23 protein-coding genes and 3 pseudogenes are annotated in these 25600 nt (G+C 45.5%); 17 read left to right on the forward strand and 9 right to left on the reverse strand.

The genetic code is table 11. The features are described 5' to 3' along the window. Positions 1 to 157: 157 nt before the first annotated feature. Positions 158 to 250, forward strand: a pseudogene (locus DCCM_RS19170) (type II toxin-antitoxin system RelE/ParE family toxin); the annotation flags it as partial. Positions 251 to 266: 16 nt separating this feature from the next. On the opposite strand, the gene DCCM_RS06610 reads toward DCCM_RS19170, so the two are convergent. From DCCM_RS06610 to DCCM_RS06625, 3 genes are all read right to left on the reverse strand, one after another. Then, complete coding sequence (locus tag DCCM_RS06610) at positions 267 to 1499, reverse strand: Acg family FMN-binding oxidoreductase (RefSeq protein ID WP_104371651.1); 1233 nt, start codon at positions 1497 to 1499, stop codon at positions 267 to 269. After that, positions 1500 to 1817, reverse strand: a complete 318-nt coding sequence (locus tag DCCM_RS06615) for a hypothetical protein (RefSeq protein WP_104371652.1) — start codon at positions 1815 to 1817, stop codon at positions 1500 to 1502. It abuts the gene before it with no gap. Between the two features lie 989 nt (positions 1818 to 2806). After that, complete coding sequence (locus tag DCCM_RS06625) at positions 2807 to 4447, reverse strand: CocE/NonD family hydrolase (protein WP_104371654.1); 1641 nt, start codon at positions 4445 to 4447, stop codon at positions 2807 to 2809. Positions 4448 to 4602: 155 nt separating this feature from the next. On the opposite strand from DCCM_RS06625, the gene DCCM_RS06630 reads away from it, so the two are divergent. Continuing rightward, positions 4603 to 5181 carry a TetR/AcrR family transcriptional regulator gene (locus DCCM_RS06630; protein ID WP_165792039.1) on the forward strand — a complete coding sequence of 193 codons (579 nt, stop codon included), beginning with the start codon at positions 4603 to 4605 and terminating at the stop codon, positions 5179 to 5181. A gap of 117 nt (positions 5182 to 5298) precedes the next feature. Beyond that, positions 5299 to 6132 (forward strand): alpha/beta fold hydrolase, encoded by an 834-nt coding sequence (locus DCCM_RS06635; RefSeq protein WP_104371656.1) that lies wholly within the window; start codon positions 5299 to 5301, stop codon positions 6130 to 6132. 131 nt (positions 6133 to 6263) lie between these two features. Here the strand turns inward: DCCM_RS06635 and DCCM_RS19175 are convergent. After that, a pseudogene (locus DCCM_RS19175) lies at positions 6264 to 6466 on the reverse strand (hypothetical protein); the annotation flags it as partial. 93 nt (positions 6467 to 6559) lie between these two features. Between DCCM_RS19175 and DCCM_RS06645 the strand changes: the two are divergent. From DCCM_RS06645 to pstA (DCCM_RS06700), 11 genes are all read left to right on the forward strand, one after another. Beyond that, positions 6560 to 6829 (forward strand): hypothetical protein, encoded by a 270-nt coding sequence (locus DCCM_RS06645; RefSeq protein ID WP_104371657.1) that lies wholly within the window; start codon positions 6560 to 6562, stop codon positions 6827 to 6829. Between the two features lie 106 nt (positions 6830 to 6935). Then, complete coding sequence (locus DCCM_RS06650) at positions 6936 to 7532, forward strand: MBL fold metallo-hydrolase (RefSeq protein ID WP_104371658.1); 597 nt, start codon at positions 6936 to 6938, stop codon at positions 7530 to 7532. A 3-nt stretch (positions 7533 to 7535) separates the two neighbouring features. Further along, entirely contained in the window at positions 7536 to 7823 is a 288-nt protein-coding gene (locus tag DCCM_RS06655; RefSeq protein WP_104371659.1) for a DUF1905 domain-containing protein, read from the forward strand. A gap of 6 nt (positions 7824 to 7829) precedes the next feature. Further along, a complete protein-coding gene (locus tag DCCM_RS06660; protein ID WP_104371660.1) occupies positions 7830 to 8396 on the forward strand; it encodes a DUF1697 domain-containing protein in 567 nt (188 codons plus the stop codon). After that, on the forward strand, positions 8365 to 8574 hold the full coding sequence (locus tag DCCM_RS06665; RefSeq protein WP_104371661.1) for a YdeI/OmpD-associated family protein: 210 nt from the start codon (positions 8365 to 8367) through the stop codon (positions 8572 to 8574). The genes DCCM_RS06660 and DCCM_RS06665 overlap by 32 nt, the downstream gene beginning before the upstream one ends. A 440-nt stretch (positions 8575 to 9014) precedes the next feature. Next, positions 9015 to 9611 (forward strand): TetR/AcrR family transcriptional regulator, encoded by a 597-nt coding sequence (locus DCCM_RS06670; protein WP_104371662.1) that lies wholly within the window; start codon positions 9015 to 9017, stop codon positions 9609 to 9611. A 55-nt stretch (positions 9612 to 9666) separates the two neighbouring features. Continuing rightward, entirely contained in the window at positions 9667 to 12318 is a 2652-nt protein-coding gene (ppsA, locus tag DCCM_RS06675) for a phosphoenolpyruvate synthase (RefSeq protein WP_104371663.1), read from the forward strand. A 536-nt stretch (positions 12319 to 12854) separates the two neighbouring features. Further along, the gene (locus DCCM_RS06685; protein WP_104371664.1) at positions 12855 to 13568 is read left to right on the forward strand and encodes a response regulator transcription factor; all 714 of its coding nucleotides are present in this window, start codon (positions 12855 to 12857) and stop codon (positions 13566 to 13568) included. Between the two features lie 161 nt (positions 13569 to 13729). After that, positions 13730 to 14641, forward strand: a complete 912-nt coding sequence (locus DCCM_RS06690) for a phosphate ABC transporter substrate-binding protein (protein ID WP_104371665.1) — start codon at positions 13730 to 13732, stop codon at positions 14639 to 14641. A 107-nt stretch (positions 14642 to 14748) separates the two neighbouring features. Continuing rightward, positions 14749 to 15711 carry a phosphate ABC transporter permease subunit PstC gene (gene pstC, locus DCCM_RS06695; RefSeq protein WP_104371666.1) on the forward strand — a complete coding sequence of 321 codons (963 nt, stop codon included), beginning with the start codon at positions 14749 to 14751 and terminating at the stop codon, positions 15709 to 15711. Then, on the forward strand, positions 15708 to 16592 hold the full coding sequence (gene pstA / locus DCCM_RS06700) for a phosphate ABC transporter permease PstA (protein ID WP_104371667.1): 885 nt from the start codon (positions 15708 to 15710) through the stop codon (positions 16590 to 16592). Before pstC (DCCM_RS06695) ends, pstA (DCCM_RS06700) begins: the two co-directional genes overlap by 4 nt. A gap of 113 nt (positions 16593 to 16705) precedes the next feature. Here pstA (DCCM_RS06700) and DCCM_RS06705 read toward each other — a convergent pair whose 3' ends face one another. Both DCCM_RS06705 and DCCM_RS06710 read right to left on the reverse strand, forming a co-directional pair. Continuing rightward, positions 16706 to 17131, reverse strand: a complete 426-nt coding sequence (locus DCCM_RS06705) for a YmaF family protein (protein WP_104371668.1) — start codon at positions 17129 to 17131, stop codon at positions 16706 to 16708. 80 nt (positions 17132 to 17211) lie between these two features. Next, positions 17212 to 19521 (reverse strand): GGDEF domain-containing protein, encoded by a 2310-nt coding sequence (locus DCCM_RS06710; protein ID WP_104371669.1) that lies wholly within the window; start codon positions 19519 to 19521, stop codon positions 17212 to 17214. 305 nt (positions 19522 to 19826) lie between these two features. Between DCCM_RS06710 and pstC (DCCM_RS06715) the strand changes: the two genes are divergently transcribed. The 3 genes from pstC (DCCM_RS06715) to DCCM_RS06725 all read left to right on the forward strand — a co-directional run bounded on the left by pstC (DCCM_RS06715) (position 19827) and on the right by DCCM_RS06725 (position 22379). Next, complete coding sequence (gene pstC / locus DCCM_RS06715; protein WP_104371670.1) at positions 19827 to 20684, forward strand: phosphate ABC transporter permease subunit PstC; 858 nt, start codon at positions 19827 to 19829, stop codon at positions 20682 to 20684. After that, positions 20684 to 21523 (forward strand): phosphate ABC transporter permease PstA, encoded by an 840-nt coding sequence (gene pstA, locus DCCM_RS06720; protein ID WP_104371671.1) that lies wholly within the window; start codon positions 20684 to 20686, stop codon positions 21521 to 21523. The genes pstC (DCCM_RS06715) and pstA (DCCM_RS06720) overlap by 1 nt, the downstream gene beginning before the upstream one ends. A gap of 178 nt (positions 21524 to 21701) precedes the next feature. After that, on the forward strand, positions 21702 to 22379 hold the full coding sequence (locus tag DCCM_RS06725; protein ID WP_165792040.1) for a zinc dependent phospholipase C family protein: 678 nt from the start codon (positions 21702 to 21704) through the stop codon (positions 22377 to 22379). A 761-nt stretch (positions 22380 to 23140) separates the two neighbouring features. On the opposite strand, the gene DCCM_RS06735 is transcribed toward DCCM_RS06725, so the two are convergent. The 3 genes and pseudogenes from DCCM_RS06735 to DCCM_RS18490 all read right to left on the reverse strand — a co-directional run. Continuing rightward, a complete protein-coding gene (locus tag DCCM_RS06735; RefSeq protein WP_104371673.1) occupies positions 23141 to 24472 on the reverse strand; it encodes a sensor histidine kinase in 1332 nt (443 codons plus the stop codon). Then, positions 24469 to 25131, reverse strand: coding sequence for a response regulator transcription factor (locus DCCM_RS06740; protein ID WP_269433736.1), 663 nt, complete (start codon positions 25129 to 25131; stop codon positions 24469 to 24471). The genes DCCM_RS06735 and DCCM_RS06740 overlap by 4 nt, the downstream gene beginning before the upstream one ends. A 189-nt stretch (positions 25132 to 25320) precedes the next feature. After that, positions 25321 to 25600: pseudogene (locus tag DCCM_RS18490) on the reverse strand (hypothetical protein); the annotation flags it as partial.

Consider the following 25600-nt stretch of genomic DNA (forward strand, 5'->3'; position numbering starts at 1 on the left):
GGCATAGAATGATCCCCCTAACGTTAATTTCGTTAAGAGAATCGTATACCCTGCTAGATATTATTGCAACTATAATTTGGAATCACTCTACTAGTACATTAATTCTGTTACCCCGGTACTCTGGCCGGGGATTTGCCAAGGCTAAAGAATAGCGGCAAAGCGTTATCTGTTGGTTTATCAGGTAAAAAACGGTACTGTATACGTAGATGCCGTGGTGGACTGCAGGCAGGATTATGGCTGGCTGCTGTAGGCACTGTTTATGGGACCTATGGCTGGTCAGACAGTTTATACAAACTGTCAAAATCATAATATATAATCAAATCTCCAACATCACGCCGCATGCTCAGCGGGGTATCCTTTGTGGGTTCTCCCACGCGGAAAAGCATCTGGATGGTACCGCCCGGCGCAAAAGCCTGCTTCAGGCCGTCATAAGGCGCCTTCATCTCGGGGTATTCCTCCAGTGCCTGGCTGAGCGGCTGCATGGCAAGCCCCAACTCATGGCCTGTCAGCACAAGCCTGCTGTACAGCATCCCGCTCTCAATCTGTGTAATTCTGCTGTTGTCGTCAGTCACGATCATAGCGTAAGCGGGAGTGCTGTCAACCGAGGCGCGTGTGTATTTGATGAAATTTTCAGACGCGGCTTTTCCGGTGTTGAGCGTTGGGAAAATGGTGACAAGCCCCTGTATGATATTCTTCATAAAGCCAGCAGAGCCCTGCCCTTCAACAGAATAGCCATAGCGGTATTTGTCCTTCAGATACTCGTTGGGCCTGAAAATGGCATTGGATTCATCCATCACCCGGGTAACGCTTGACTCGATCGCCGCGCTCTGAATGGCGAATCCGCCGATCTTGGACAGATCGGCTGTGTCCTGATAGAGCTTTACGTATAATCCGTCCTGTGCCGATAGTGAAGTTAACGCATTCTCTTGCTCGGCATTAAGCTTTTCCGGTTTATAAGCCTCCCTGTTGGTGTCGGGCAGGAACATCGCGCTGTAAAGCTTGTCATCTTGGGGGTGTGTTTTTGAGAGTGTAATTTTCGCCACTGGCTTCAAATCCATACTGTGAGCGAGATGGGATTCGTCATAAACGCCGTCCGGAAATAGGGTGATATCGGTGTGCCATCCAGTCTTATCGCCGGCCACAGCGACGTATTCCAAAAATGTCCCTTGCGAAATCATCATCTGGCGTGAATTGGGGTCAACCTCTTCGGTTCTGCGCGTGCTGTCGGCATAGAGATAAAATACCATAGGGTCTGCCTTGTCGAGCTTTATTTTCCAGGGCTGCATGTTATGATTGCTCGCCGCGAGCAACCCGACTGCTGCGAGACTTACTCTCGGGTCGGAAAACTGCGTGGCATAATCCTTTTGCCACGGCTCCATGTATTTTTTAGGCATAAAGAAACCGCTGATAATAAACAGCGCAGCAATGATGACGAGGCATAATCCGACAATGCCGGCGACAGAAAAGGCAATTACTTTCAATGTCTTCTCCTTTTTCATTTAATCCGCCTCTTTGCTTATGGAACGCAAGATCAAGTCGTAAGCAGCCGTCACGAATGACTCCGGTTTGGTTTTGTGGAATTCAATGAGATATTGGCTTTTTCTTTCCCCTGTGACAAAGATGCCTATCGTGCATGCCCACAGTATGAGGGCGGCCTTCTCGACCTCCAGGCCGGAGCGCAGGCTGCCTTCAGCCACGCCCTTATGGAGCGCCCGGGTAAGATAACCGAACATCTGCTCGCCGGGATGGTAACACTCGGTTCTCGCTTCATTTTCAATACCGGCCTGTATGTCCGGTTCATGCGTCTCATACTCCATAATAGCTTTAAAGTATTCTTCATGCTCTCTGCTGAATCTGAAAAAAGTTCAGCTGAGTATTCGATATAAAACCAAGAGCATTTCGCCAATAAATAAAACTAAAAAAATGGTCTTGTTATGTCTTGCAAGTATTTTCGGCAGAAAAATATCAAACCCAATTTCGCGATTATTTGAATAGTTGTAGGCCAGAATAGTAAGCGGGCACCTCCAATGATTCACAATTAATACGATACCCTCCAGAAAAACCAGTCCGATTGCGCACCATAGCAATGTAGTGAGCCTACTGTAAATACCTGCATAAAGGATATACAAAAATATTAAGACATAAAACAGCCAGATAGAAGTATGTATCGCTTTAATAATATTCAGCTTCTTTTTATTAGCCATATCTTTTCACTCAACATTCAATATAATAAGTAATGTAGTTTATTATAACATTATACGGATACATCCCTGTTGTCAATGTCCAGTATTAGCACAAACATTACTCCCCAATCCTTGAGAGTATAAAAATGATGACATAATAATTATGCACTAATTGCACAATATAGTACTAATGATATGCATCATTTCCAGTAGATATGTTCCCAAGGACGGCGCACGTTGAGACGGTAATTCTGATGACAAATAGTGGTTCTAATGGCAAATGAGGCGGGTCAACCACTATATATAGTGGTTTTGGAGTGAAAAATGAGCAAAAATCGAGCTCGTAAAGTGCGTTTTGGGGCCTGGTTTTTTAGGGCATTTTATAGATGACATTAGGGTTTTTGAAGATGGCAGTTTTAAGGTTGATTATAACTCGAGCGGGAATAGGGATCGATTTAGTGAGGGCGATCATTCGATCCATTTTGTCTTAACCGTACATTTGTAAAGCAAAGGGACTTGAACCTTAGCGGTCTAGGTTCCTTTGCTTTACAATAATGCAGATATTAATTGCCTATCCCGTTGATAACGAGAAAGGGATATCCTATTCTTCTCTTTTCACATAATTAGAGCAATATTGGTAAAAGTATCGACGACGGATGAGCAGGGTCATGATAAACCTTTTGATCTGCTACCCTCATAGTTGCTGCAGTAGCCAAAGGCTCACCTGATCCAGTGTTTCGCGCAAAGCGGGGGTGCGCTCCGCTGGAAACCTGTACCCTGATGCAATGGCCACGTCTGAAACGGTATGCTGTTGGTGAAAGCATAATATTGATTTTAAGAATGCCATCGGGCACTGGTTCAGGATTGCCTGGGGTCAAGCGCAACAGGCCATCACAGATATTCATGGACTCGCCGGATGGCAGGACATCACACAGACGTACAAAGAAATCAGTGTATGCAAGGCTTGAATTTACATACAACTCAGCCGATACCGGGCCAATGACCTCTGTGTCCTGCTCCAGCGGTGTGCTGGTAAAGATGAGTACATCGGGACGTGCTTCTAATTTGCGATTGTCCATTGCACCTGTACCTCTTGCAAGTGTGGCGTTTGTGGCGCCACCTACATTAGGCGTTGGATTATTAGGATCATAACGGAATTGGCTAGCATGTGAATCAGGAGGCATGACCATATTGAGCGCCGATTCCGGCTGAAGATACCAGTGCTGATTTTGTGTATTGCTTGGAGGCCATGCTGACAAATCACGCCATTCATTCGCTCCCATCACATAAATGCGAACGGGTGAGGTACGGAGGGCTTCTGTCTTTCCGAGTATATGTGCGTTCAGCCATATCAGTGATTCACGTAGTCCGGTTTCAGCTAATCCGTTGCTGCTGTGGGCCCACGGGCCAATGGTTAGATAAGGTCTTCGGCCCGCTTTTTCCAGTGAGTCATAGTCCCTCAGCAACTGTTGAAGCAGAAAATCATACCAACCGCTTATTAAATGGTTGGGGGCCGTAACGCTTGCCACTGTATCACTATAATCATCAGCCGACCACCACTCATCGTAATTCGTATGCTGCAGCCAGTCACGCCAATATTTCATTGGTTTACCTACCACTATTTCATCTGCGGCACGTAATGGCAAATGAGATATCGCAGCTTTCATAACGCGTTTCATGTTAACAGCAGAGCGTAAATAATGAAAAATCGAACTACTAAAGCTGTTTGTAATTTGCACCCATTGCAGAAATATTTCCAGCGCAAATGAGCCGCCGGGATGAATCGCAGTAAAAAATTCCGAGGTAGTGACTTGCGTACAGAAGGCTTTCAACATAGTGCCCGCGTCGCGTGCTATCACCCACTGAGTGAACCCCATATAACTCGGACCGGCCATCCCCAGCCTGCCGTCGAACCAGTTCTGATTCTTTATCCATTCAAGTGTTGCCATCCCATCTTCGCCTTCTCCGCGAAAGGGACTTATCTCACCCTCAGAATCATCGGTGCCCCTACAACTCTGGATAAGCACTTGAAAACCGCGTTCGGCAAATATATATCCCCATATGGTACCGAGACGAGAACGACCGTAAGGGGTTCGAACAAGCAATGTTGGCAGGTTTTCCTTATGACGCGGGTAATACCGGTCAGCACGTAATATAACATCATCATGCATCGGGATCTCAAGCGCCTTGTCAACCGCAATATTGTAGGTTTCGGCTGGAAGTAATTTATACATTCTTGCTATTGTACGACTTATAGCAGACATTATTTAACCTTCTTTCGCTTTAAAATAATTTATGAACTCAAACCTAGTGTATGTTCATAATATACTTTCGCATACCTCTTGTCAATAATAATGAACTTAAATATTGAAAACGTTCATAATTTATGTTACTATGTTGTGCAAGCGAGGTGATATTCATGAATGGTTTTGAAAAACGCAGAAAGTCAAAAATTGAGGATATTTTGTCCGCCGCATATGAACTATTCAGAAAATACGGTATAGACAACGTTAAAATTACTGATATAGCTAAAAATGCGAAAGTTTCAAAAGTCAGCATATATAATTTTTTTGGAAATAAAGATGAACTTGCCAGGCAAGTAATATTCAGTTATATGGACAAGAAGGCAGAAGAGTTTATTGATTATATGAAGCGTGATTTATCCTTTAAGGAAAAATTTGAATTAATGTACTCCAAGAAAATGAATTCTGTGGATGAATTAACCGATGGAAAGACAGAAGGCCTCGCCGATAATGATTTGTTGGCAACACCACAAGTGCAGTTATTTTTAAATCAATATGCCGAGACAAAAATCAAGCCGATTTTTATTGAGTTTATTGAGCAAGGCAAACGAGAAGGAGAAATTAACAACGATATACCAACAGAGACGATATTGATGTATATTCAAGCATTACATGGGCTTTTATCATCTTCAATTACCATGAACCAGCGAATCGATTTGGGTAAGCTGTACTTTTACGGATTTAAAGGCAAATAAACAACATGCCATACCTGGCATTCAAGCAATAGTGGCGGAAGAAATTTTTCAAGGTGTTAGTAATGCCACGGTTGATGACTGCTTCGGTTGTCTGTCAGACAATGACTTGGAGGAAGTATGGTCGAAATAATTCAGACGAAAAAAGGTCTACTTGAATATCGTTCAGAAGGTAATGGTCCAGTTGTGTTAGTTCTTAATGGCGGGCATACGAACTGCTGCTCTCCGTTTGAACATGAAGAGTTTTTCTTAGGAAAAGGCTATCGCCTGGTTATTCCATCGCGTCCCGGATATGGAAGAACGCCTTCAATTTCCGGTAGAACAGCCGAAGAATTTGCACATACTCTGTCCTCGTTATTGGATGCCTTAATGATAGATAAAGTTATTGTCATAGGTATATCGGCAGCAGGCCGGACAGCATTACATTTCGCGGGGAACTATCCAAATAGGGTAACGAAGCTGATTCTTGAAAGTGCTGTGACTTGTGAAGCCTGGCCTGATTCGCGTACTCGTAGAGGTGCGCTTATCGTATTTAACAGATTAAGCGAAAAATTTACTTGGGCATTACTTCGGCAAATAGGACGTTACGCACCTGATCTTTTCCTTAAATTATTGCTTCCGGCGCTGAGCTCGCTTAAAGCTGACGAAGTTATAAAAAGTTGGGATGAAAATGAACGCCGCGCTGTCCTTAAATTTCTTCTAGCTTCCCGGTCCGGCGCGGGATTTCTGAATGATATTAAACACACATTTGATGACTTTACTCAAATAACCGTGCCGACCTTAATTATAGCCAGTACCTATGATAAATCTGTAAGCCCGGAAAATTCGATAAAAGCGGCAAAGCAGATAAAAGGCGCTGAACTCATGATGATTCCAGCGCAAAGCCACTTAATTTGGTTTAGTAAATATAAAACGGAGATAGAGAATAAAATCGCTGAATTCATACAGGACTGAGGTGTACACCTCAGCACTAAGAGGATATTGGAGGAAACTACACTGATGAAGAGAGAGATAAAGCCCTATAAACGCCAAAATTCATAGCTAAACGCCAAAGAGGTCTTTGTTTTCATATAAACCCAAGACAACTACATAATTAATGCCATCAGGCGGAAGCACGTGAGGCTATGTTTTTCTTTTTTTTGAGAAGCATAACCTTTATAAACACTCATCGCGAAGATATATGCAACAGCATAATTCCGACGCACCATGCAAGAGCGACGCATATATCATTGCCCACCGGCTGACTTGACAGTAGTGCACAGATAGCTTCTACGATAGAGGTCACTGGCCCAAGCCCAACAAACCTAATTCCTAAAAATTAACGGGAGTATTTTCTCCGGAATTCAGAAATGAAAATACTATCAGGCTGATTCGCTGGGCTTTGGACGGATGTGCCGCGCTAACCATTACCCATGTGTTATACGATACCGCAGGGGATAAGTATGTAGCCACGTTCCTCGGCAATTACCACATGCACCTCGATGCGCTCACGCAGGTTATGAACGGCAAATACAAGGATTTTGCCGAGTATATGGCGCGCCAGGCCGCGGAATCGGGCCTCTCTGACAGAGAGTTCATGATTAAACTTTGTATAGGCTTTCATGATGGCTATGCAAAAAAATATGGACGCGCGACATACGGCAAACAATAATTGATGATAAACTGAAAGAAATTACCCATTTGTGACGGAGAAAAATCCCCCGCGCGACGACATAGTATAATGGCCGACGGCATCGCGCAGAATTGGAGCGCAGACTTTGACCATATACACTATAAAGCATAAGCACACCAACATGTACCTCATCGGAGAGGGCGAAATATACATCTTGTTTGACTGCGGTTGGCAGGATTCGTTCCCAATTATCAAGACATCGTTGCGCCAATACGACGTTGATTTCAGTCAACTTATAGGCGTGTTTGTTTCGCATTTTCACCCCGACCACGCGGGGAGTGTCGAACTTTTGCGGCAACACGGCGTAAAACCGCTGATATTGGAACGGCAAGTGCCGTACATTGACTGGTTGAACGAGTTTTTTAAACAAAAGAAAAACAATCCAAAGGGGCAATTCGTGCCGCTTGATGCAAATAATATAACACCAATAAAGCTTGGCGAAGCCGCCAAAATCTTGGCAGATTATAGTATTGATGGGAAAATACTTTATACCCCCGGACATTCTGAGGACAGTATAAGCCTTGTTGTCGGAAATGCGGCGTTCGTCGGAGATTTACCGTCCTTTGAAACTATAGAAAGCTACGGCAAGGAGGAAGTTTTAATAAGTTGGAATGACATTCGCACTTGCGGCGCAACACAAATCTACCCCGCACACGGCGAAAAATACAATATCGGAGGATGATTTATGAACGATAAAATTTACGAATATAACACACTCATTCAAAAAGTCCCCGACATTGATGGTGCGTACATCTCCTTCCCATATGACGTGAAAACGGAGTTCGGAAAAGGCCGAGTCAGGGTTCGCGCCACCTTTGATGGTGAGCCGTATGACGGGAGCATCGTCAATATGGGCGTGAAGAACCCAGACGGTTCTATCTGTTACATCATCGGTCTGCGCAAGGACATCCGCGCCAAAATCGGCAAACAGCCGGGAGATACCGTGCGGGTAACGATTCAGGAAAGAGGGTAATGGAATATGCATACCTACATCGCCCTCCTGCGCGGCATCAATGTGGGCGGGAACAACAAAATAGACATGAGGCAACTTAGAAGGGCATTTGTCGAAGCCGGTTTTTCCGATGTCCGGACTTATATCAACAGCGGTAACGTGATTTTTTCGAGCGATAAAGATACTACTGCCGTACAAACGGACTGCAAGACTCTGGTTGCCGAGCGGTTCGGGCTGAATATAGCAGTCGCCATCCTGACCGCCGAGGAACTCGCGGACGCTCTCGCCCACGCGCCGGACTGGTGGGGCGGCGAGCCCGATTCCAAACACAACGCTATTTTCGTCATCCCGCCCGCTACGGCAGCGGACGTGTGCGCAGAGGTCGGTGAAATCAAGCCAGAGTATGAAAAATGCGCCTACTGGGGCAAACTCATCTTTTGGTCTGCCCCGATGAAGACCTTTTCACGGACACGTTGGGCCACAGTGTCCAAGCGGGCAACCTATCAGAAGATTACCATACGCAACTCCACCACGGCGTTCAAGCTGGCGGAGTTAGGGAAAAATGAGCAAGGAAATGATGCCAAGAGAGAATAAGTGTGAAATCATTGACGGTTACGGGCTGGCAGTTTTTATGAAGATGCGCCCGTCCTGTCAAAAGCGATACGCTTTGCGGGTGACAGAGGCGAAAGATGATGACACCATGCGATCCCGCCTTCAAAGTATCATCACGGAAATACACAAATACGGGCGGCGGCATGGAGTGGAGGTATAACATGTTATCAGTTAATTTATTTGTCCCGGACAGAACCCATGGCTGGAGCACGAAGTTATCCAATTTTAAAGATATCGGAAACTCCTTTTTGAGAAGCACTATCTGGCAATCTATGAGCTTCAGGACGGTATTGTCTACATCACCGCTGTGGTGGATTGTCGGCAGGATTATGGTTGGCTGCTGTAAAAACAATTGAATATAAATACATGAAAACCGTCGCGGGAATGCGGCGGTTTTCTTCGTAATTTATAAATGACATTCGGAGTTTTTGAAGGTAAAGCCGCAAAAACACTAAGTTCATAGATGAAAGCCAAAGACATTGATAATGTAACCAGGTGGTCATATAATAAAGTCATCACATGACCACCTGGTCACAAATAGAAAAATAAATTTCTTTATAAATAATATGACTGCCCATTCGCTAAAGGAGGACGAAAGCTATGCCCAAAAGTACTTTTTACAATTTAAGTAATGAAAAGAAAGAGCGAATATTCGACGCTGCCTTGCAGGAGTTCTCAATCCGGACTTTCAGCCAGGCGTCCGTTAACCAGATCATCAAGAATGCAGGTATACCCAAAGGCAGTTTCTATCAATATTTTAATAATAAAGAAGACCTCTATCTCTATGTTATAGAGGTAGCTTCAAAAGAAAAGATAGAACTATTCAACCACGTAAAAGGAATGGATCCGGATGCAGACGTTTTTGAAGTGATTACGCATACCACAAGAGAATTCCTTGAACGGGGAAAAGTAAAACCGGGATATGTCGAGGCAGCGATGCTGATGGAGATGGATAACAGTGAAATTACTATGAAAATCCGTAAATCATCCACTGAAAAATTTGTAAAAATGGTTGAGCGTGATAAAGAGCGCGGTCTCATCAAACCGGAAGTTGATTCCGAACTGGTTATAAATATGATTTCAACATTCAGTTTACATGAGTATTACAGGAACGGAGCAGATAAGGAGAGGTATTTAAAGAATCTCGATGATGCTATCAAAATTATCAAGGAAGGAATCGCAGTGTGTAAGGATTGACAGATATGCTTCCCTGGCCGGTTTGACATTTAAAATATCAGAAAGGGGAATGTATATGAATTCATATGTGCTTGGTTTTTGGGAAATCGATAAAACAAAGCTTGCGATGGTCGGGGGCAAAGGCGCCAACCTGGGGGAACTATCCGGACTAACGGGGATACAAGTGCCGGAGGGCTTTTGCGTTACTACCGAAGCGTATAAAGAAATTATTGGGAATAACGAGGAGTTTCATTCACTGCTGGATCAGCTGTTCCTTCTAAAGGCAGACAACAGGGAAGGTATTGGTGAAATCAGCGCCAAAATCCGCAAGGTCATCGAAGGAACAGCTATTCCGAAAGGCATCGATATTGAGATTACCCGTCATCTTGCACGACTTGGTGAAAAAAATGCTTATGCCGTACGTTCCAGCGCCACGGCGGAGGATCTGCCGACGGCCTCCTTTGCAGGCCAGCAGGATACGTATCTGAACATCATAGGAAAGGAAGCTATCCTGAGATATATCAGCAGGTGCTGGGCATCGCTGTTTACCGACCGTGCCGTGACCTACCGTATCCAAAACGGCTTCGATCACCGCAAGGTACTTCTGTCTGTGGTCATACAGCGGATGGTCTTCCCTCAGGCTGCAGGGATCATGTTCACTGCCGACCCCATCACTTCCAACAGGAAGGTTGTATCCATCGATGCCAGCTTTGGGCTCGGTGAAGCTCTGGTCTCCGGACTGGTAAACGCAGATATCTATAAGGTACGTGAAGGCAGAATCGTTGATAAGAAAATATCCGCTAAGAAGCTGGCTATCTATGCCTTAAAAGAAGGAGGAACGGAGGAGAAAAAAATCGAGGCCGAACGTCAGAATATGCAGACGCTGACAGACGAACAGATATTACAGCTTGAACGCATGGGCAGAACGATTGAGGCCTATTTCGGTCGTCCGCAGGATATCGAATGGTGCCTGGATGAAAATAAATTCTTTATCGTCCAGAGCCGTCCCATCACTACCTTATACCCCATACCGGACGTGCAGGATGGGAAAAACCATGTGTATATGTCTTTCAGCCATCAGCAGATGATGACCGACGCCATGAAACCATTGGGATTATCTTTTTTTGAGTTAGGGTTTCAAGATAAGCCGGAGGATAAACCCAAGGAGACTCTCCTCATTCAAGCCGGCGGGAGGTTGTTCTCCGATCTGGCGCGCGATTTGGCTTCTCCCGTGAGACGAATGATCGTGCTCGCTTCTATGGGGAAAATTGACCCTCTCGTGCTTAATGCGCTCAAGAGTTTGATGAAACGGAAAGCCTTCATGAAATCATTGGCACGCAGCGGGAAAGGGTTCTTCAGTATGGGTACAGGGTATTTCTCATGGGCGCTGGTCATTCAGGCGATCAAGATATACCGCGGCAACGACGGAAGCCTTGTTCAAACTTTAATGTCCCAAAATGAGGAATATATCAGAGATTTGCAGCAAAGGATCGCCAACCTGTCCGGAGAAAAACTGTTTGCCTTCATTATAGAAGAGCTCAAGCGCTTAAAAGAAGCCATGTATGACCCCAAAAGTATGGGAGTGGTTTATGCCGGCTCATTAGCGCTGAGTTGGATTAATAAGAACATGGAAAAATGGCTGGGCGAAAAGAGTGCGGCAGATTCGCTTTCCAAATCGGTAGCCAACAACGTTACCTCGGAAATGGGGCTGGCGCTGTTGGATGTAGCAGACGTCGTCCGGCAATATCCGGCGGTGATGAAGTATTTTCAACACGTTAATGACGAGACTTTTTTTGAGGACTTGGCCAAGTTGGAAGGCGGCGGTGCTGTCAGTCACGCCATACAGGCGTATCTTGAAAAATACGGCAGGCGTTGTTCCGGTGAGATCGATATCACCAGACCCCGCTTCAGCGAACAGCCGACCGCCATTGTCCCCATGATTCTCAGCAACATCAAAAACTTTGCGCCGAATGCTCATAACGCCATATTTGAGCAAGGCCTGCTGGAAGCTAAGCAGAAGGAACAGGATCTCCTAAACCGTTTGGAACAGTTGCCCGGTGGAAAACAAAAGGCCAAAAAGACAAAAAAAATGATCAGCCGTTTGCGCAATTTCACCGGCTATCGGGAATACCCGAAATACTTGATGGTTGGGCATTACTGGAGCTTCAAGCAGGCCCTGCTGAAGGAGGCCGTTAAGCTCGTGCAAAAGGGGGTTATCCGGGAGAAGGAGGATATCTACTATCTGTCTTTTGCGGAACTCCGGGAGGTCGTTCGTACAAACCTGCTGGATTACAGCATTATAACGAAACGAAAAGAAGAATACGAGGTCTATGAGAAGTTGACGCCACCGCGGGTGATGACGTCCGAGGGCGAGGTTATGTCCGGTGAATATGAGCCCGGTAACATCCCAAAAGGTGCTTTGGCGGGCATACCCGTTTCATCCGGAACCATTGAAGGCCGGGCACGGGTCATTTTAAAAATGGAGGACGCCGCCATAGAGGAAGGTGATATTTTGGTCACCACATTTACTGACCCCAGTTGGACACCGATGTTTGTATCCATCAAAGGTTTGGTGACGGAAGTGGGTGGGATGATGACCCACGGTTCTGTAGTTGCCAGAGAATACGGCCTGCCTGCAGTAGTAGGCGTGGAAAACGCTACCAGATTGATTAAAGACGGACAGCGGATCCGGGTAAACGGAGCGGAAGGGTATGTGGAAATCCTGTAACAGATAGGATGACATTTCTTAGTAGCAGTAGGAATTAATGAGCTAGAGCTAAAAAAGCGGCCCTAACCGGGCTGCCTTTTCAGGTGAAAAACGGTACTGTATACGTAGATGCCGTGGTGGACCGCAGGCAGGATTGTGGCTGGCTGCTGTAGGCACTGTTTATTGGACCCATGGCTGGTCAGACAGTTGATACAAACTATAAAAATAATATCCGGAGAAGATGATTATCGTCTGCATGAATGAAAGCAGGCAAAATAATTAATGAATAGGCTAAATAATACTCTTAGAGACACAACTGAGAGTTTATTTAGCTTATTTTATTATCCCATATTGAACACATCTTTTTTACATTGATGGACGGAGATGCGCTTAGAAAATGACCGGACTGGACGGTCGGACTCTCTCCGGCACAGCCCTCTTTGGTGAAAAAATTTACTTAAAATTAAAGAAGGGTAACTTATTTTTAACGTCGCCTTTTTTTGCTTTTAACAAAATATATTTATTCTTTACTCAATGGAAGGAAGGGGGCTGTCATAATGTCCATGATACTGGTGGTGGATGACGAGGCCAACATTGTTGAGCTCTTGAAATTTAACCTGGAAAAGGAGAATTTTAAGGTACTCTCCGCCGGTGACGGCATAACGGGATTGACCATGGCCCAGGAGTATTTGCCGGACTTGATTATACTGGACATAATGATGCCTGACAAGGACGGTTTTGAAGTATGCCGGGCTCTCAGGGCAAATCCCAAAACCGCGGTTGTACCCATCATTATGCTGAGCGCCAAAGGTGAGTTGATGGACAAGGTTATCGGTCTGGAAATGGGGGCGGACGATTATATCACCAAGCCTTTCAGCCCCCGGGAACTGCTGGCCAGGGTAAAAGCCAATCTGAGACGTCAGGAATATGTCCAAAAAACAACTGCCCCGGGCAGTGAAAAGGAAATAAAACATAACAACATGATTATACGGCCGGAAAGGTTTGAGGCAATATTGGAAGGGACAAGGCTCGACCTGTCTCCAAAGGAGTTTGAAATACTGCTGGTGCTGGCGTCCAATCCGGGCAGGGTTTTCAGCAGGGACGTGCTGCTGGAAAAAATATGGGGGTTTGACGCCATTAGGGAAACCAGGACTGTTGATGTTCATATAAGGTATTTAAGGCAAAAGATTGAGAGGGATCCTGCCAATCCGGAGTTTATTGAGACTGTGCGGGGGGTTGGCTACAGGTTCAGTGATAAATTAAAGGCTTAATTAAAATTTAAAAATATCCTTACATACCGCTAACCGTAAATGAAGCAGTTTTTAACAAACAATATCTAAAATAAAACAGGCTGCTCATGAGCAAAAAAAGTATGTAGCTACAAAAGCTACTTAAAATATAAAATTTATAAACCATTAAGGGAGGAATTTAATTGTTAAAGAAATCAAAATGGATTATTTTGGCGGCTGCCATGTTGATTATGGCCCTGGCAGCGGCCGGCTGCGGCGGCGGCGGCGCACAGGACGGCGAAGCTCAAAAAGAAGAGCCGAAGACTGAAGAGGTTTCCGGCAACCTTACCTCTGTTGGTTCCACCGCTTTGCAGCCCCTGGTGGAAAAGGCTGCGGCCGACTTTATGGCTAAAAATCCCCAGGCCCAGATTGTTGTGCAGGGTGGCGGCAGCGGCAACGGCTTGACCCAGGTATCCCAGGGCGCGGCTGATATCGGTAACTCCGACGTATTTGCCGAGGAAAAAGACGGCATCGACGCAGCCCAGCTGGTAGACCACAAAGTGTGTGTGGTAGGTATGGCCGCAGTGGTTAACGACAAAGTGGGAGTGGACAATCTTACCAAACAGCAGTTAATCGATATCTTCACCGGTAAAGTTGCCAACTGGAAGGAAGTAGGCGGCGTCGATCAAAAGATAGTTCTGGTCAACCGTCCCAAGGGTTCGGGAACCAGGGCAACCTTCAAAAAATACGCTATTGACAACGCAGAGGAAGCCCAGGGCATTGAAGAGGATTCCTCCGGTACCGTGCGTAAGATTATTGGTGAAACCCCCGGCGCAATCGGCTATCTTGCTCTTTCCTACCTGGACGGAAGCGTAAAGCCGGTTAAAATTGATGACGTTGAACCCGTTAAAGAAAGCATACTGTCAGGCCAATACCCTGTTTGGGCATATGAGCACATGTACACCAAGGGCGAGCCTGACGGCCTCAAGAAAGCATTCCTTGACTATATTCTTTCTGAAGATGTACAGAAAACCCTGATACCTGAACTGGGTTATATTCCCGTAACCGAAATGAAGGTATCCAGGGATGCACAGGGCAATATCACCCAGCAATAATTTAGCTCAATATATATAATAAATAAAACAACGGCGGGGCGGTTTGAAACCGCCTCGCTTAAATATGTTTTTTCAGTGTGTGTTGAGGTTTTTGAAGGAGGAAACAGATGGGCAAAACCGATAACAATAAGTCACCTATTGTATTAAAGTCCAGGGAAAACGAGACGGGAGCAGCCTGGAGGATCTGGAAAAAGTATAACGATATTTTTGGTAAGAATATAACCATGTTCTGCGCCCTGGTGGTTATTTTTATTACCGTATCCATAGTAATATTTATAAGCGCCAAGGGATTATCAACCTTTGTGAAGGACGGGATCAGCCCTTTACATTTTCTTTTCAGCACCCAGTGGTGGCCGGATCGGCCTCTTGAGGAAGGCGGGCCGCTGGTTGGCTCCTTTGCTTTTATTGTTGGTTCGCTGATAATTTCTTTGCTGGCGGTATTGGTTAGCGCCCCGTTAAGTATAATAGTGGCGGTGTTTATGGTTGAAATCGCCGAAAACTGGGCTTATAAAGTACTTCAGCCGGCTATTGAAATTCTTGCCGGGATTCCCTCCGTGGTATACGGATACGTGGGTTTGAGCCTGCTGGTGCCCTTTATCAGGGAAAGCATGGGCGGCTCGGGATTTAGCATATTGGCCGGTTTTCTGGTTTTGTCGGTGATGATATTGCCCACCGTCATCAGCGTATCTGCCGACGCGTTGAGGTCGCTGCCAGGAGAATGGAAAGAGGCCGCCCTGGCACTGGGTTCCACCCGCTGGCAGACAATCAGGCTTGTGCTGGTGCCTGCCGCCAGGTCGGGCTTGATCACCGGTGTAATACTGGGTCTTTCCAGGGCCTTCGGGGAGGCCCTGGCTGTTCAGATGGTAATTGGCAATACCAGGAAGCTGCCCACATCCATACTGGATCCCATTATTACCCTGACCAGCGCGATTACTATGGATATGGGGTATACGGTAACCGGGCATTTATGGAACAACGCCCTCTGGTCAATGGCATTGCTGCTGTTAACCATGTCTTTATTCTTTATAACTTTAATCAGGTTCTTCTCCCGGAAGGGTGTGGTACAATGAATCAGAGATTAGCCGATAAACTTGCCACCATGATGTTTTGGTCCGGTGCGGCCCTGGTATTGATAATACTGGGTGTGCTGGTGGGGTATATTCTATATCACGGGTTCCAATCCATCGACTATGCTTTTCTTACCAAACCCCCCCTGACTTCCGCCGCCGGCGGGGGAGTGGGGCCGCAGATATTTAATTCCTTTTACCTCTTGTTCCTTTCCATGATGATAACCATTCCCATCGGTCTGCTGGCGGGCATATATATGGCCGAGTACGCCCAGCCCGGAAAGGTGACTGAAATAATAAGGCTCAGCATCGAAACCCTGACCTCGCTGCCGTCAATAGTGGTGGGTCTTTTCGGTCTGCTGATTTTCGTTAACATGACCGGCTGGGGTTATTCGCTGGCCTCCGGCGCGCTGGCGCTTACGGTATTTAATCTGCCCATGATGGTGAGAATAGTTGAGGAATCCATAGCCAACGTTCCGAACAGTCTCAGGGAGAGCAGCCTGGCCCTGGGGGCCACCCGCTGGCAAACAATCTGGAGGGTGGTTTTGCCTGCGGCCTTTCCGGGTTTTGTTACGGGGACCATAATAATATCCGGCAGGGTTTTTGGTGAAGCGGCGGCACTGTTATATACCGCCGGCATGAGCAGTCCCGCTTTGAATTTCCATGATTTCAACCCCACCAGTCCGTCCTCGCCGATAAATCCGTTCAGACCCGCGGAGACCCTGGCGGTGCATATTTGGAAAGTCAATTCCGAGGCAATGATCCCGGACATCAGAAGGGTGGCGGACGGCTCCGCGGCGGTGCTGGTATTCATCGTAATGCTTTTTAATTTATCCGCCCGGTGGCTGGGAAGAATCATTTATAAAAGATTTACCGCCAGTTGATGGGTTATTGCTTAATCGGCATTGCAGGGATTACCCTGCAATTTTTTTATTGTCAACGGTAACAGTGTAAGAAAAAAAAAGGAGCCGGCGGCTCCGGGCTCCATATATTATTCCTATGAGTTTTTTTCGATAAGGGTGGTAAAGATGAAATCGTGGGTGTGGTTGTCATTTAGTGTGGTAACACCTTTTATTATGTGTATATGTTTTCCTTTGCCGATAGACACGGCTGATTCGGTGGTCAGCCCTATGTCGTGCCGGTGGTTTTCCACAGAGTCGGTGTTAACCATTATGGCATGACAATGCCTGTTTGATTTGGGGATGGTCTGGCTTGTATATCCGTAAAAATGGTGCAGGTGCTGATTGCATTCGCCGGCCAGCTCTGTAAATCCGAAATATTTGTGTGTATGGGGCCGTTGATTTTGCCCGCATTTAGGGTAATTAATCTTACAGCCTTTATTACAGCTACAGGATATCTGCGGCATGCCGCAATAGGGACAACATTTAATCGCAGAGGAAATACAAACTTTATTACCCTCCATAAGAATCCTCCTTTTTTACATAGTATTCCATATCAGGAAATTATGTTACATGGCCGGGGAGGATGCCGGCCCCCGTATGATTATCTTTTTTTCCGCCTGTCCCGGGTATATACGCTTCCGGGGATGGATTTGGCATATGCTTTCAGTTCAGCGGAATTTCTGGACACGGAGTTAATGTCGTCAATGCCCGGTGAGCATTCCACCACCGCTATGGATATGGAAACAAAGGGATACCACTTATCGTTTCCATCCCTGTCCTTTCCCATCAGCCCCTTTTTGCGCCGGTCTTCCTGGGTATAGCGGGAGGGAACCAGCCGGTCGAAATATTTTATAATTTTATTGCAAACAGTGTCGACGCAGCGGGAAGAAGTAATAAATACAAAATCGTCGCCCCCCAGATGGCCCACAAAGTCATCCGGATTACCACATTTTCTCAAAACACTGCCGACTATTTTGGAAGTAAGCAGCAACAGGCGGTCGCCATTTTCAAAACCGTATTTGTCATTATAGGATTTGAAATTATCAAGGTCCACATAGACCAGCATAAAAGTTTTACTGCCATTCAACCTGTTGTTTATTTCAGCCTCTATGGCGTTATTGCCCGGCAATCCGGTCAGCGGATTGGCGCCCTTGGCGAATTCCAGCTGGATGCGGGTCAGGGAGCTGATCAGGTTCTGAACCGTGACAACGCCGGCATAATCCCCGTTTCTTGTAACAATAATGTGGTCGTATATCTGTCCTTTTTCCCTGGACATGGCCACCTGGGATACTGTTTCCACCGGTGTCGCCCAGTCAACAATCAAGGGGGTGCTGTCCATTATTATTTTTGCAGGCCGGTTGGAATAAAGCGCCACCCCGTACTGGGTGCTTAACTGCCCGTATAGTGATTGTTTCATAACCAGTCCCCCGGGCTTGGAACCGTCCAGTACGGCGACACCGCTGATGGACGGGTTTGATTCCAGCAGTTTTTTTACTCTTAATACCGGGGTGTTGGGTTTTACCGTCAGGCAGTTTTCCACGATATCACCCACGGGGATTGAGTGGCGCCAGGCAAGTTGCTTGTTTTTGGAGGCCATTCTGGCGATGTCCAGGCACAGCTCCGGTCTGGGCATAACCTTGGGATATACCGGCCGTCCCAGATAGTAGCCCTGCCCGTAATGCACACCCATGTTAATTAAAGCCCGCAGTTCGTTTTCCGTTTCAATGCCTTCGGCTATGATAAAACTGCCAATCTTTTCAGCAAAGGTAACAAATGTTTCCAGCAGGGCGCGTTTAACCGGATCGATCTCCACATTACGCACCAGGGACATGTCCATCTTAATAAAATCAGGGCGGATTTGGGCTATCGCCTGCAAACTGGAAAACCCGGCGCCGGCGTCGTCTATGGCCACAAGATAACCCTGGTTTCTATAATGTTCCAGGGTGCGTTTAAAGTGAGGCAAATTTCTCAGGTCGGCCTGCTCGGTAATTTCAAAAACTATATTACGATGGGACAACCCGGCCTGCTTTATAAAATTAATTGTTTCGCCCTTTACAAAATTGGAGTCGTTAATTGTAAGGGGGTTTATGTTGATGAATATTTTTTGTTCCTGCCCGGCGGTTCCAAAATTTTTTAAGGCCAGGTGACGGCATGACCTCTCCACGGGATATAGGAGATCCACCTCCGCCGCGTAATTAAAAATGACCTGGGGAGACCTGAAATGGGTATCCCTTGGCCCCCGGGTCAGGGCCTCCCAGCCCAAAACAATGCCTGTGGAAAGGGATACTATGGGCTGGTAATGAATGGTAAATTGATTGTTTTCAATAATTTTTTTAAATTCGTCAAGCAGTCTCGCGTTTTTGGGGTCCATTTTACCCCGGGCGTTTTGCTGAGCTTCCCGGAGGGCGGAGTAGATTTTGCTTTCGATGGTTTCATTGCCTTCGGGGTAAATGGCGGTACAGCCCACGTGAATATCCACTATGGAGCCGGTTTCGCCGTAAATAGACTTGTTTAGCGATTCTTTGAAGGCCATGCGCCAGGAGAGGCTGATGTTTTGCAGATCTTCGTATGACAGTTCGCCTTCAAAACTATATACAACAATAAATTCATCACCCAGAAGCTTGTCCACCAATAGAATTTGCTCACGGTTGGGTATCATTTCCGGCGCCTTGTTGTTAAGGATTTCGGTCATTCGCTTTAATACCTTGCCCGCCACCCGGGAACCGTGCAGAATTTCAATACTGTGAAAATCCTTTATGTCGATGAAAATAAGAACCAGGGACTTATTCCCCTCAAGTACCTCTTTTATTCTGTCGTTAAAATGTCTAAAAAAATTCCTGAACGGAGTTGAATCCATTCCCTTAACGTTTATGGATTGCTTAAATAACTTGCCAAGGATGTTTTTGGGCATTATAAACCCTCATTATCAAAAAAAATCATCAACTACTCTATAAAATTCTAATCATTATTGATTAAAACACTATTAAATTGCAGTTAAATTATTCATAAAATCCGCTATTTTGACATATAATCATATTTTTTTAAGCCGCTACTCCCCCGGCATCCCCACAAACTTTCTCCTTTGAGATTAATTTGCAATTGGTGATAATTTGTATTAACATGATTTAACATACAGTTAACCTGGTCTCAATCAAACCTTCATATCTCTTTAATAAAATAATATAAATTTTGTCAAAGGCAATCGAGGGATGGGATATGCAGTCACGGCTACATGAAAGGGTTGCAGAAAAAATTCTCTTTTTAAGCGCGGCCACGGCTGTATTCGTGGTTCTGCTCATATGCTTTTTTATATTTTACGAGGGTTTTCCTTTTATTAAAGAAAACGGGGCGGGCAATTTTTTGTTTGGTAATATATGGAGTCCCGATGATGGCGTTTTCGGCATACTGCCCATGATAGTGGGTTCCTTGTATGTCACTGCGGGCGCGCTGGTACTGGGTGTGCCGCTGGGTGTTGGCTGCGCCATATTTTTAGTCGAAATAGCCCCCAAAAGAGTCACCCGGATACTGCGCCCCGCCATTGAACTTTTGGCGGGGATACCGTCCGTGGTGTACGGGTTTTACGGGCTGGCGGTACTTGTGCCCTTGATAATGAATATATGGGGCGGCAAGGGATTCAGCGTGCTGGCCGCCTCAATAATTCTGGCCATTATGATCCTTCCCACCATCGTTAGCATATCTGAGGATTCCATCAGGGCTGTGCCCGCGGAATATAAAAAGGGGTCACTGGCCCTGGGTGCCACACACTGGCAGACTATAAAAAAAGTTGTGCTTCCCACGTCAAGGTCGGGAATTTTAGCGGCAATAGTGCTGGGGATGGGCAGGGCCCTTGGCGAAACCATGGCGGTGATTCTTGTGGCCGGCAATGTGGCCGTGGTGCCGCGTTCAATACTCGATCCGGTAAGAACATTAACCGCCAATATAGCCATTGAAATGGGATATGCCGGGGGCAACCACTATCAGGCATTGTTTGCCACGGGTATTGTACTGTTTTTAATAACGGTGATTTTAAATTCTTTTTTACTGCTGGTGCCGCAAAAGTTAGGTGACGAATAATGAAAATTATTGTCCTGGTTGAGGAAAAATTAGCAAAAATATTTTTGTGGGCATCCGTATTGATTACCATCGGCAGCCTTTTGGCCATAATGATTCATATTCTCGGGCAGGGGCTGGCTGTGGTGTCCTGGGACTTCCTGACCGGATCTTCTGAAGATATGGGTAGAAGGGGAGGTATATTTCCATCAATTGTCACAACCCTTTACCTGATAGGTGTCTCTCTGGCCTTTGCCGCTCCGGTGGGTGTGCTGTCCGCAGTATTTCTGACCGAATACGCCAGCAAAAAAAGAATCATCGGCGCCATAAAATTCGCAACGGAAACCCTGGCTGGAATTCCATCAATTATTTTCGGTTTGTTTGGATTTGCTTTCCTGGTTATTTTTATGGGTTTCAGCTGGTCGATACTATCCGGGGGGATTACGGTGGCCCTGATGATTCTTCCCACCATAATCCGCACAACGGAAGAGGCAATTAAAACCGTCCCCAAGATATACCGGGAAGGAAGCCTGGCTTTGGGAGCCACAAAATGGCAGACAATTTGCAGAATAGTCCTGCCCACCGCGCTACCCGGTATATTTACCGGAATCATCCTGAGTATTGGCAGGGTTGTGGGAGAGACCGCGGCTATATTGCTGACCGCCGGAAATTCTTTGAATATACCGACCTCTGTAATGGATCCCGGCAGATCCCTTTCAATTCACCTGTATCTGCTGGCATTTGAAGGAGTTTCCCTTAGAATGGCCTACGGCACGGCCACGGTTTTGATATTGTTAATACTTGTAATTAATATGGCCGCCAACATTTTAATGAATAAAATGGCCTCCAAAACCTCAATGTAAACGGAAGCTTTAAAAAAAGCCCCCAGGGGCTTTTTTTAAATTTCCGGACACAGGGCCCAGGGCCCGAGTTATTGGAAAAATGCCGGGGCCGGACCGGCTTCAATAATAAAGCCTAATTATTTTACACAATTGGGGTATTATAGTAGTAGTGAACCGGTTTGGAAGGGGGCCAAATCCTTTGAGGGGCAACAGCAGTTCCTGGGAAGCGGCAAAAATCATTCTATCCGCGGCTACGCCCATTCAGAAACTCATTGATCCCGGAAACAAAACCCACAGTTTCATAAACTCCCAGGCCATATCCATACTTGAAAACGAAAATAACAGCCCGGCGGTTTCATTTCTGCGGGGCAATATCGGCATTATCAATCGCGGGACCGACTGGGCCGATAATGGCTGGAAGTGCTTTGCTCATTATTACAATCCATACCGGGAGGAGGGGTTAAGCCCCTGGCCCAACGCTCTTGTTGAATGTGGAAACTATTTCAAACTGTCCCTGGATTTTTTGAATAAAAAAAAGATTAATAAGTCATTATTTTTTCTTGGCGCCGCCGCCCATCTGGTGCAGGATCTCTGCGTTCCTCATCATTCCAGGTGCATTGCCTTTAACGGGCATCAGAAATTTGAAAAATGGGCTGCAAAAAATTATTTAGACTTCACAATCGATAGAAATGGGATATACTATTTAAATGATACAGATAAAATATTAAAACACAATTCCATTATATCCTATGGATTATATGATAATGTTTGCAGATATGATACAAATAAATATCATGAAGCCGCATTAATTTTGCTGCCGCTGGCCCAAAGAACCAGCGCCGGATTGTTCTATCTTTATACCGGTTTCTTCGATTAGATAAAAAATAACTCTTGTAAACAAAGAGGAGGAAGAATATCCCCAATACAGATAATTAACCAAAAGATAACCGGTATTTAAAATTGCAAGGAGCATTTAAGCAGGATATATTTCCTTTAAACTCTATGATCAGTCCGTTTGGGGAGAAAATAATGCATTTTAATTAAAAATAAAATAAAATAGTTAAGAGATTGCAGGATATACCGGCAGCATCCTTAAACAGTAATATGGCATCTGTTAAAGAAAGGGATGAGTTGTCGTTGATCAAGATAGATCGAAACAAACTGAAAAAAATTCCCAAAATGTGTATTTTGGAGGAAGGCAAACTTTGCGATAACTGTTGTGAATGTTTTGTATGTGATTTGGATCCCACCAAGACCTGTGATAATTGCGCCAAGTGCATAGAGCTTGCTGATTATAATTCGATATCAATAGATGACATACTTTTACATGAAGAGGTAATAATCAGATTCAGTAAGAACGGCAAACACGGAACTCATAAAAAAAATGGGAGAAGTTGATGCCTTTTTATTAAGCATTTTTATGCGCCTTCTGTCACAATTTGCGATTAATGCCTGAAAAATTAAAGGTTATATGTACGAATTGTGAAATTATATGTAATATTTCAGGAACAATAAATTTCCGGTCTGTATATAATATTTTATTGTGATATATTTCCAAAAGAGAAGCAGGCTATAAAAGAGCCTGCTTCTCTTTTGAATGGTTTTAGATTAAAAGGTTTTAGCTTGAAAAGTTTCGGATTAAGTTATTTGATATAATGGGAGTTTGATATTTGTACATACCCAGTTTTTTTCTTCATCCATATTATCCAGGCGGATTTCTCCCTGATGCAATTTTATGATTCGTTGGGCTATGTGTAATCCAAGGCCGTATTTCCCTTCCTGTCCTTTCCTAAAGGGCTGAAATATCTTATCCAGCACATTGGGTTCAATCTTTGAACCGTCATTGCAGAACCGGATGATAATTTCATTTTTTTCCTTTTCAGCGGATAATGATATCCGGATGCAGGAATGAGCATAGCGCAGGTTATTATCCAGTATATTCTCCACCAGTACCCGCCATTTTTCTTCATCTCCCAGTATTTCCACCGGCTGCAGGTTCAAATCCCAGTCGATTTCCAGCCGGCGGTAGCGCATTCTCTCTACATTTTCTTTAATGAACTCATCCAATCTGATAACGTTGTTGACCGGTTTCTGGGTTGACAGATAATCAAGTCTGGTCAGGCAAAGCAGTTGTTTTATTAAATTTTCCAGCCGGGCTCCCTCGTCATCTATTACTTTAATGCTGCCGGCCAGATCCCCGCTGGGGTAAAGGCCGTCCTGCATGGCCTGGGCATAGCTCCGTATAACCATAACAGGGGTTTTCAATTCATGGGATATATTTTGCATCATGGATTGTTGTATTTCTTCCTGCCGTATCAGTTGCCGGCGCATGCTTTCGATGGACTGACCCAGTTGTCCGAACTCATCATCATTTTTTACCTGCAGCGGCTCGTGCCAGTCCCTGTCGGCTATACGTTTAACGTGCCGCTCCATTTGCACCAGCGGTCGGGTCAAGTAGCGGGCGATAAACAGAGAGGCAAACCAGCTTAGAATAAGGGCGCCGCCTGCAAAAAGCATGAATTGCAGCAATAACCTCTGGACGAATATATTTTCTTCGGATTTTGCCAGGAAGGATATTTGATACAATGGATGCCCGTAGGCTTCAACCTTGTTAATAACATAGTGATAGCGCACCTGATCATTGATATATTCATACTTGCGGAAAGGCTGTTGTTGTGATTTTGCGTTCCGGGATATCTCCTGCAAGAGAAAAGCCGGCAGCATTTCCAAGGCCTTTTCCGGAAGCGTTGTGCCGTTGTCCAGAAGAATGAATTGCCTGACAGGGAAATTCCTGGCAAAATTCTGTCTTTCTTTATCGATCAGGCCGGACGGCGGAGCGGAACCCATTAACGGCAGTGTAAAAAAACTGCGTATAATATCCGGGATGATCAGCAAAAAAATTATATATAGCAAAAAACTTGTAAGAAATAAGGCCAGCCATATTTTTATGGTTAATGGAAACTTTTTCATTGAAATACCATCCTGTAGCCAAAACCATATAATGTTTCTATGCGCAATTCAGGTAATTTTTTTCGCAGGCGCCTTACCAGGTCATCCACTGCCCGGTCGGTGCCCACATAATCAGCTCCCCATATATGGGCTATAATCTGCTCCCGGGATAATGCCTGGCCCTGATTTTTGGCAAACAGCAAGGCCAGATCAAATTCCTTTGACGTGAGCTCAAGCAATTCCTGCTCTTTTTTTATCAATCGTTTACTCTCGTCCAGTACATACGGGTGCAGATGAAAACTTTTGGATTCATTTTGCTGGTAAACCCGTTCAAGTACGCGGCGGGCGCGGATAACCAGCTCCCGGGGGGAAAAAGGTTTGGGCAAATAATCATCGCTGCCCAATTCCAATCCCATAATGCGGTCCAAAACCTCGTCCCGGGCGGATATAAAGATTACCGGAACCCTGGGAGATTCCTCCTTTATTCTGCGCAGCAGGTGATAACCGTCTATGTCGGGCAGCATAATGTCCAGGATCCACAGGTGCGGGTGGTCCTGGATGGCCTGAAGGGCGGTCTCGCCGTTTAAAAAAGAGCGAACTTCCCAGCCTTCCTTCTGCAAATACATGGACAATATTTCATTGAGGTTTTTCTCATCATCAACCAGATGAATGCAAAACAATTTTGTCCCTCCTAAAATCGCTCCATCATGTAAATAGTATATCAAAAACACGGGCTTCCCAGGAGTCCGCCCCAAAACTTCCATTATTATATAAAAATTTTATAAACATAAGCAGAGTAGACGAATGCTTTAAAAGCATTCGTCCGCTCTGGTGCGTTATCTATTGAAAACGAGGCCTTTTGGCTGTGATTAATTGGCCCCGGAAATTCTGTCGGCCATTTTCTGGCTGTTTTCCTGCATTTGCTCCAGAAGTTGCGGCAGGAGTTCCTTGATCTTGGCTGCGTCGTTGGCTTCTTGTGCGTCTTTGAGTTGCGCGAATAAGTTAGTGCCATCCCCAAAGCGTATTACTTTGCCTTCGATTCCCAGCTTGCTCAGTTCCTCCTTGGCCTGCTCCTGGGTCAGGGTGCCGTCTTTCACCTGGCTGCGGATGGCCTCTACTTTCGCCTTGTCCTCGTCGGAGAGCTGGGGT

Source organism: Desulfocucumis palustris (assembly GCF_002933875.1).
In the GTDB taxonomy this organism is placed as follows: domain Bacteria; phylum Bacillota; class Desulfotomaculia; order Desulfotomaculales; family Desulfocucumaceae; genus Desulfocucumis; species Desulfocucumis palustris.

Coding starts and splice junctions, on each gene's coding strand:
- DCCM_RS06635 (WP_104371656.1), top strand. CDS start 5,299: ATGGTCGAAATAATTCAGACGAAAAAAGGTCTACTTGAATATCGTTCA.
- DCCM_RS06665 (WP_104371661.1), top strand. CDS start 8,365: ATGAGCAAGGAAATGATGCCAAGAGAGAATAAGTGTGAAATCATTGAC.
- ppsA (WP_104371663.1), top strand. CDS start 9,667: ATGAATTCATATGTGCTTGGTTTTTGGGAAATCGATAAAACAAAGCTT.
- pstA (WP_104371671.1), top strand. CDS start 20,684: ATGAAAATTATTGTCCTGGTTGAGGAAAAATTAGCAAAAATATTTTTG.
- DCCM_RS06625 (WP_104371654.1), bottom strand. CDS start 4,447: ATGTCTGCTATAAGTCGTACAATAGCAAGAATGTATAAATTACTTCCA.
- pstC (WP_104371666.1), top strand. CDS start 14,749: ATGGGCAAAACCGATAACAATAAGTCACCTATTGTATTAAAGTCCAGG.
- DCCM_RS06610 (WP_104371651.1), bottom strand. CDS start 1,499: ATGAAAAAGGAGAAGACATTGAAAGTAATTGCCTTTTCTGTCGCCGGC.
- DCCM_RS06655 (WP_104371659.1), top strand. CDS start 7,536: ATGAACGATAAAATTTACGAATATAACACACTCATTCAAAAAGTCCCC.
- DCCM_RS06670 (WP_104371662.1), top strand. CDS start 9,015: ATGCCCAAAAGTACTTTTTACAATTTAAGTAATGAAAAGAAAGAGCGA.
- DCCM_RS06615 (WP_104371652.1), bottom strand. CDS start 1,817: ATGGAGTATGAGACGCATGAACCGGACATACAGGCCGGTATTGAAAAT.
- DCCM_RS06735 (WP_104371673.1), bottom strand. CDS start 24,472: ATGAAAAAGTTTCCATTAACCATAAAAATATGGCTGGCCTTATTTCTT.
- DCCM_RS06660 (WP_104371660.1), top strand. CDS start 7,830: ATGCATACCTACATCGCCCTCCTGCGCGGCATCAATGTGGGCGGGAAC.
- DCCM_RS06705 (WP_104371668.1), bottom strand. CDS start 17,131: ATGGAGGGTAATAAAGTTTGTATTTCCTCTGCGATTAAATGTTGTCCC.
- pstA (WP_104371667.1), top strand. CDS start 15,708: ATGAATCAGAGATTAGCCGATAAACTTGCCACCATGATGTTTTGGTCC.
- DCCM_RS06630 (WP_165792039.1), top strand. CDS start 4,603: ATGAATGGTTTTGAAAAACGCAGAAAGTCAAAAATTGAGGATATTTTG.
- pstC (WP_104371670.1), top strand. CDS start 19,827: ATGCAGTCACGGCTACATGAAAGGGTTGCAGAAAAAATTCTCTTTTTA.
- DCCM_RS06685 (WP_104371664.1), top strand. CDS start 12,855: ATGTCCATGATACTGGTGGTGGATGACGAGGCCAACATTGTTGAGCTC.
- DCCM_RS06710 (WP_104371669.1), bottom strand. CDS start 19,521: ATGCCCAAAAACATCCTTGGCAAGTTATTTAAGCAATCCATAAACGTT.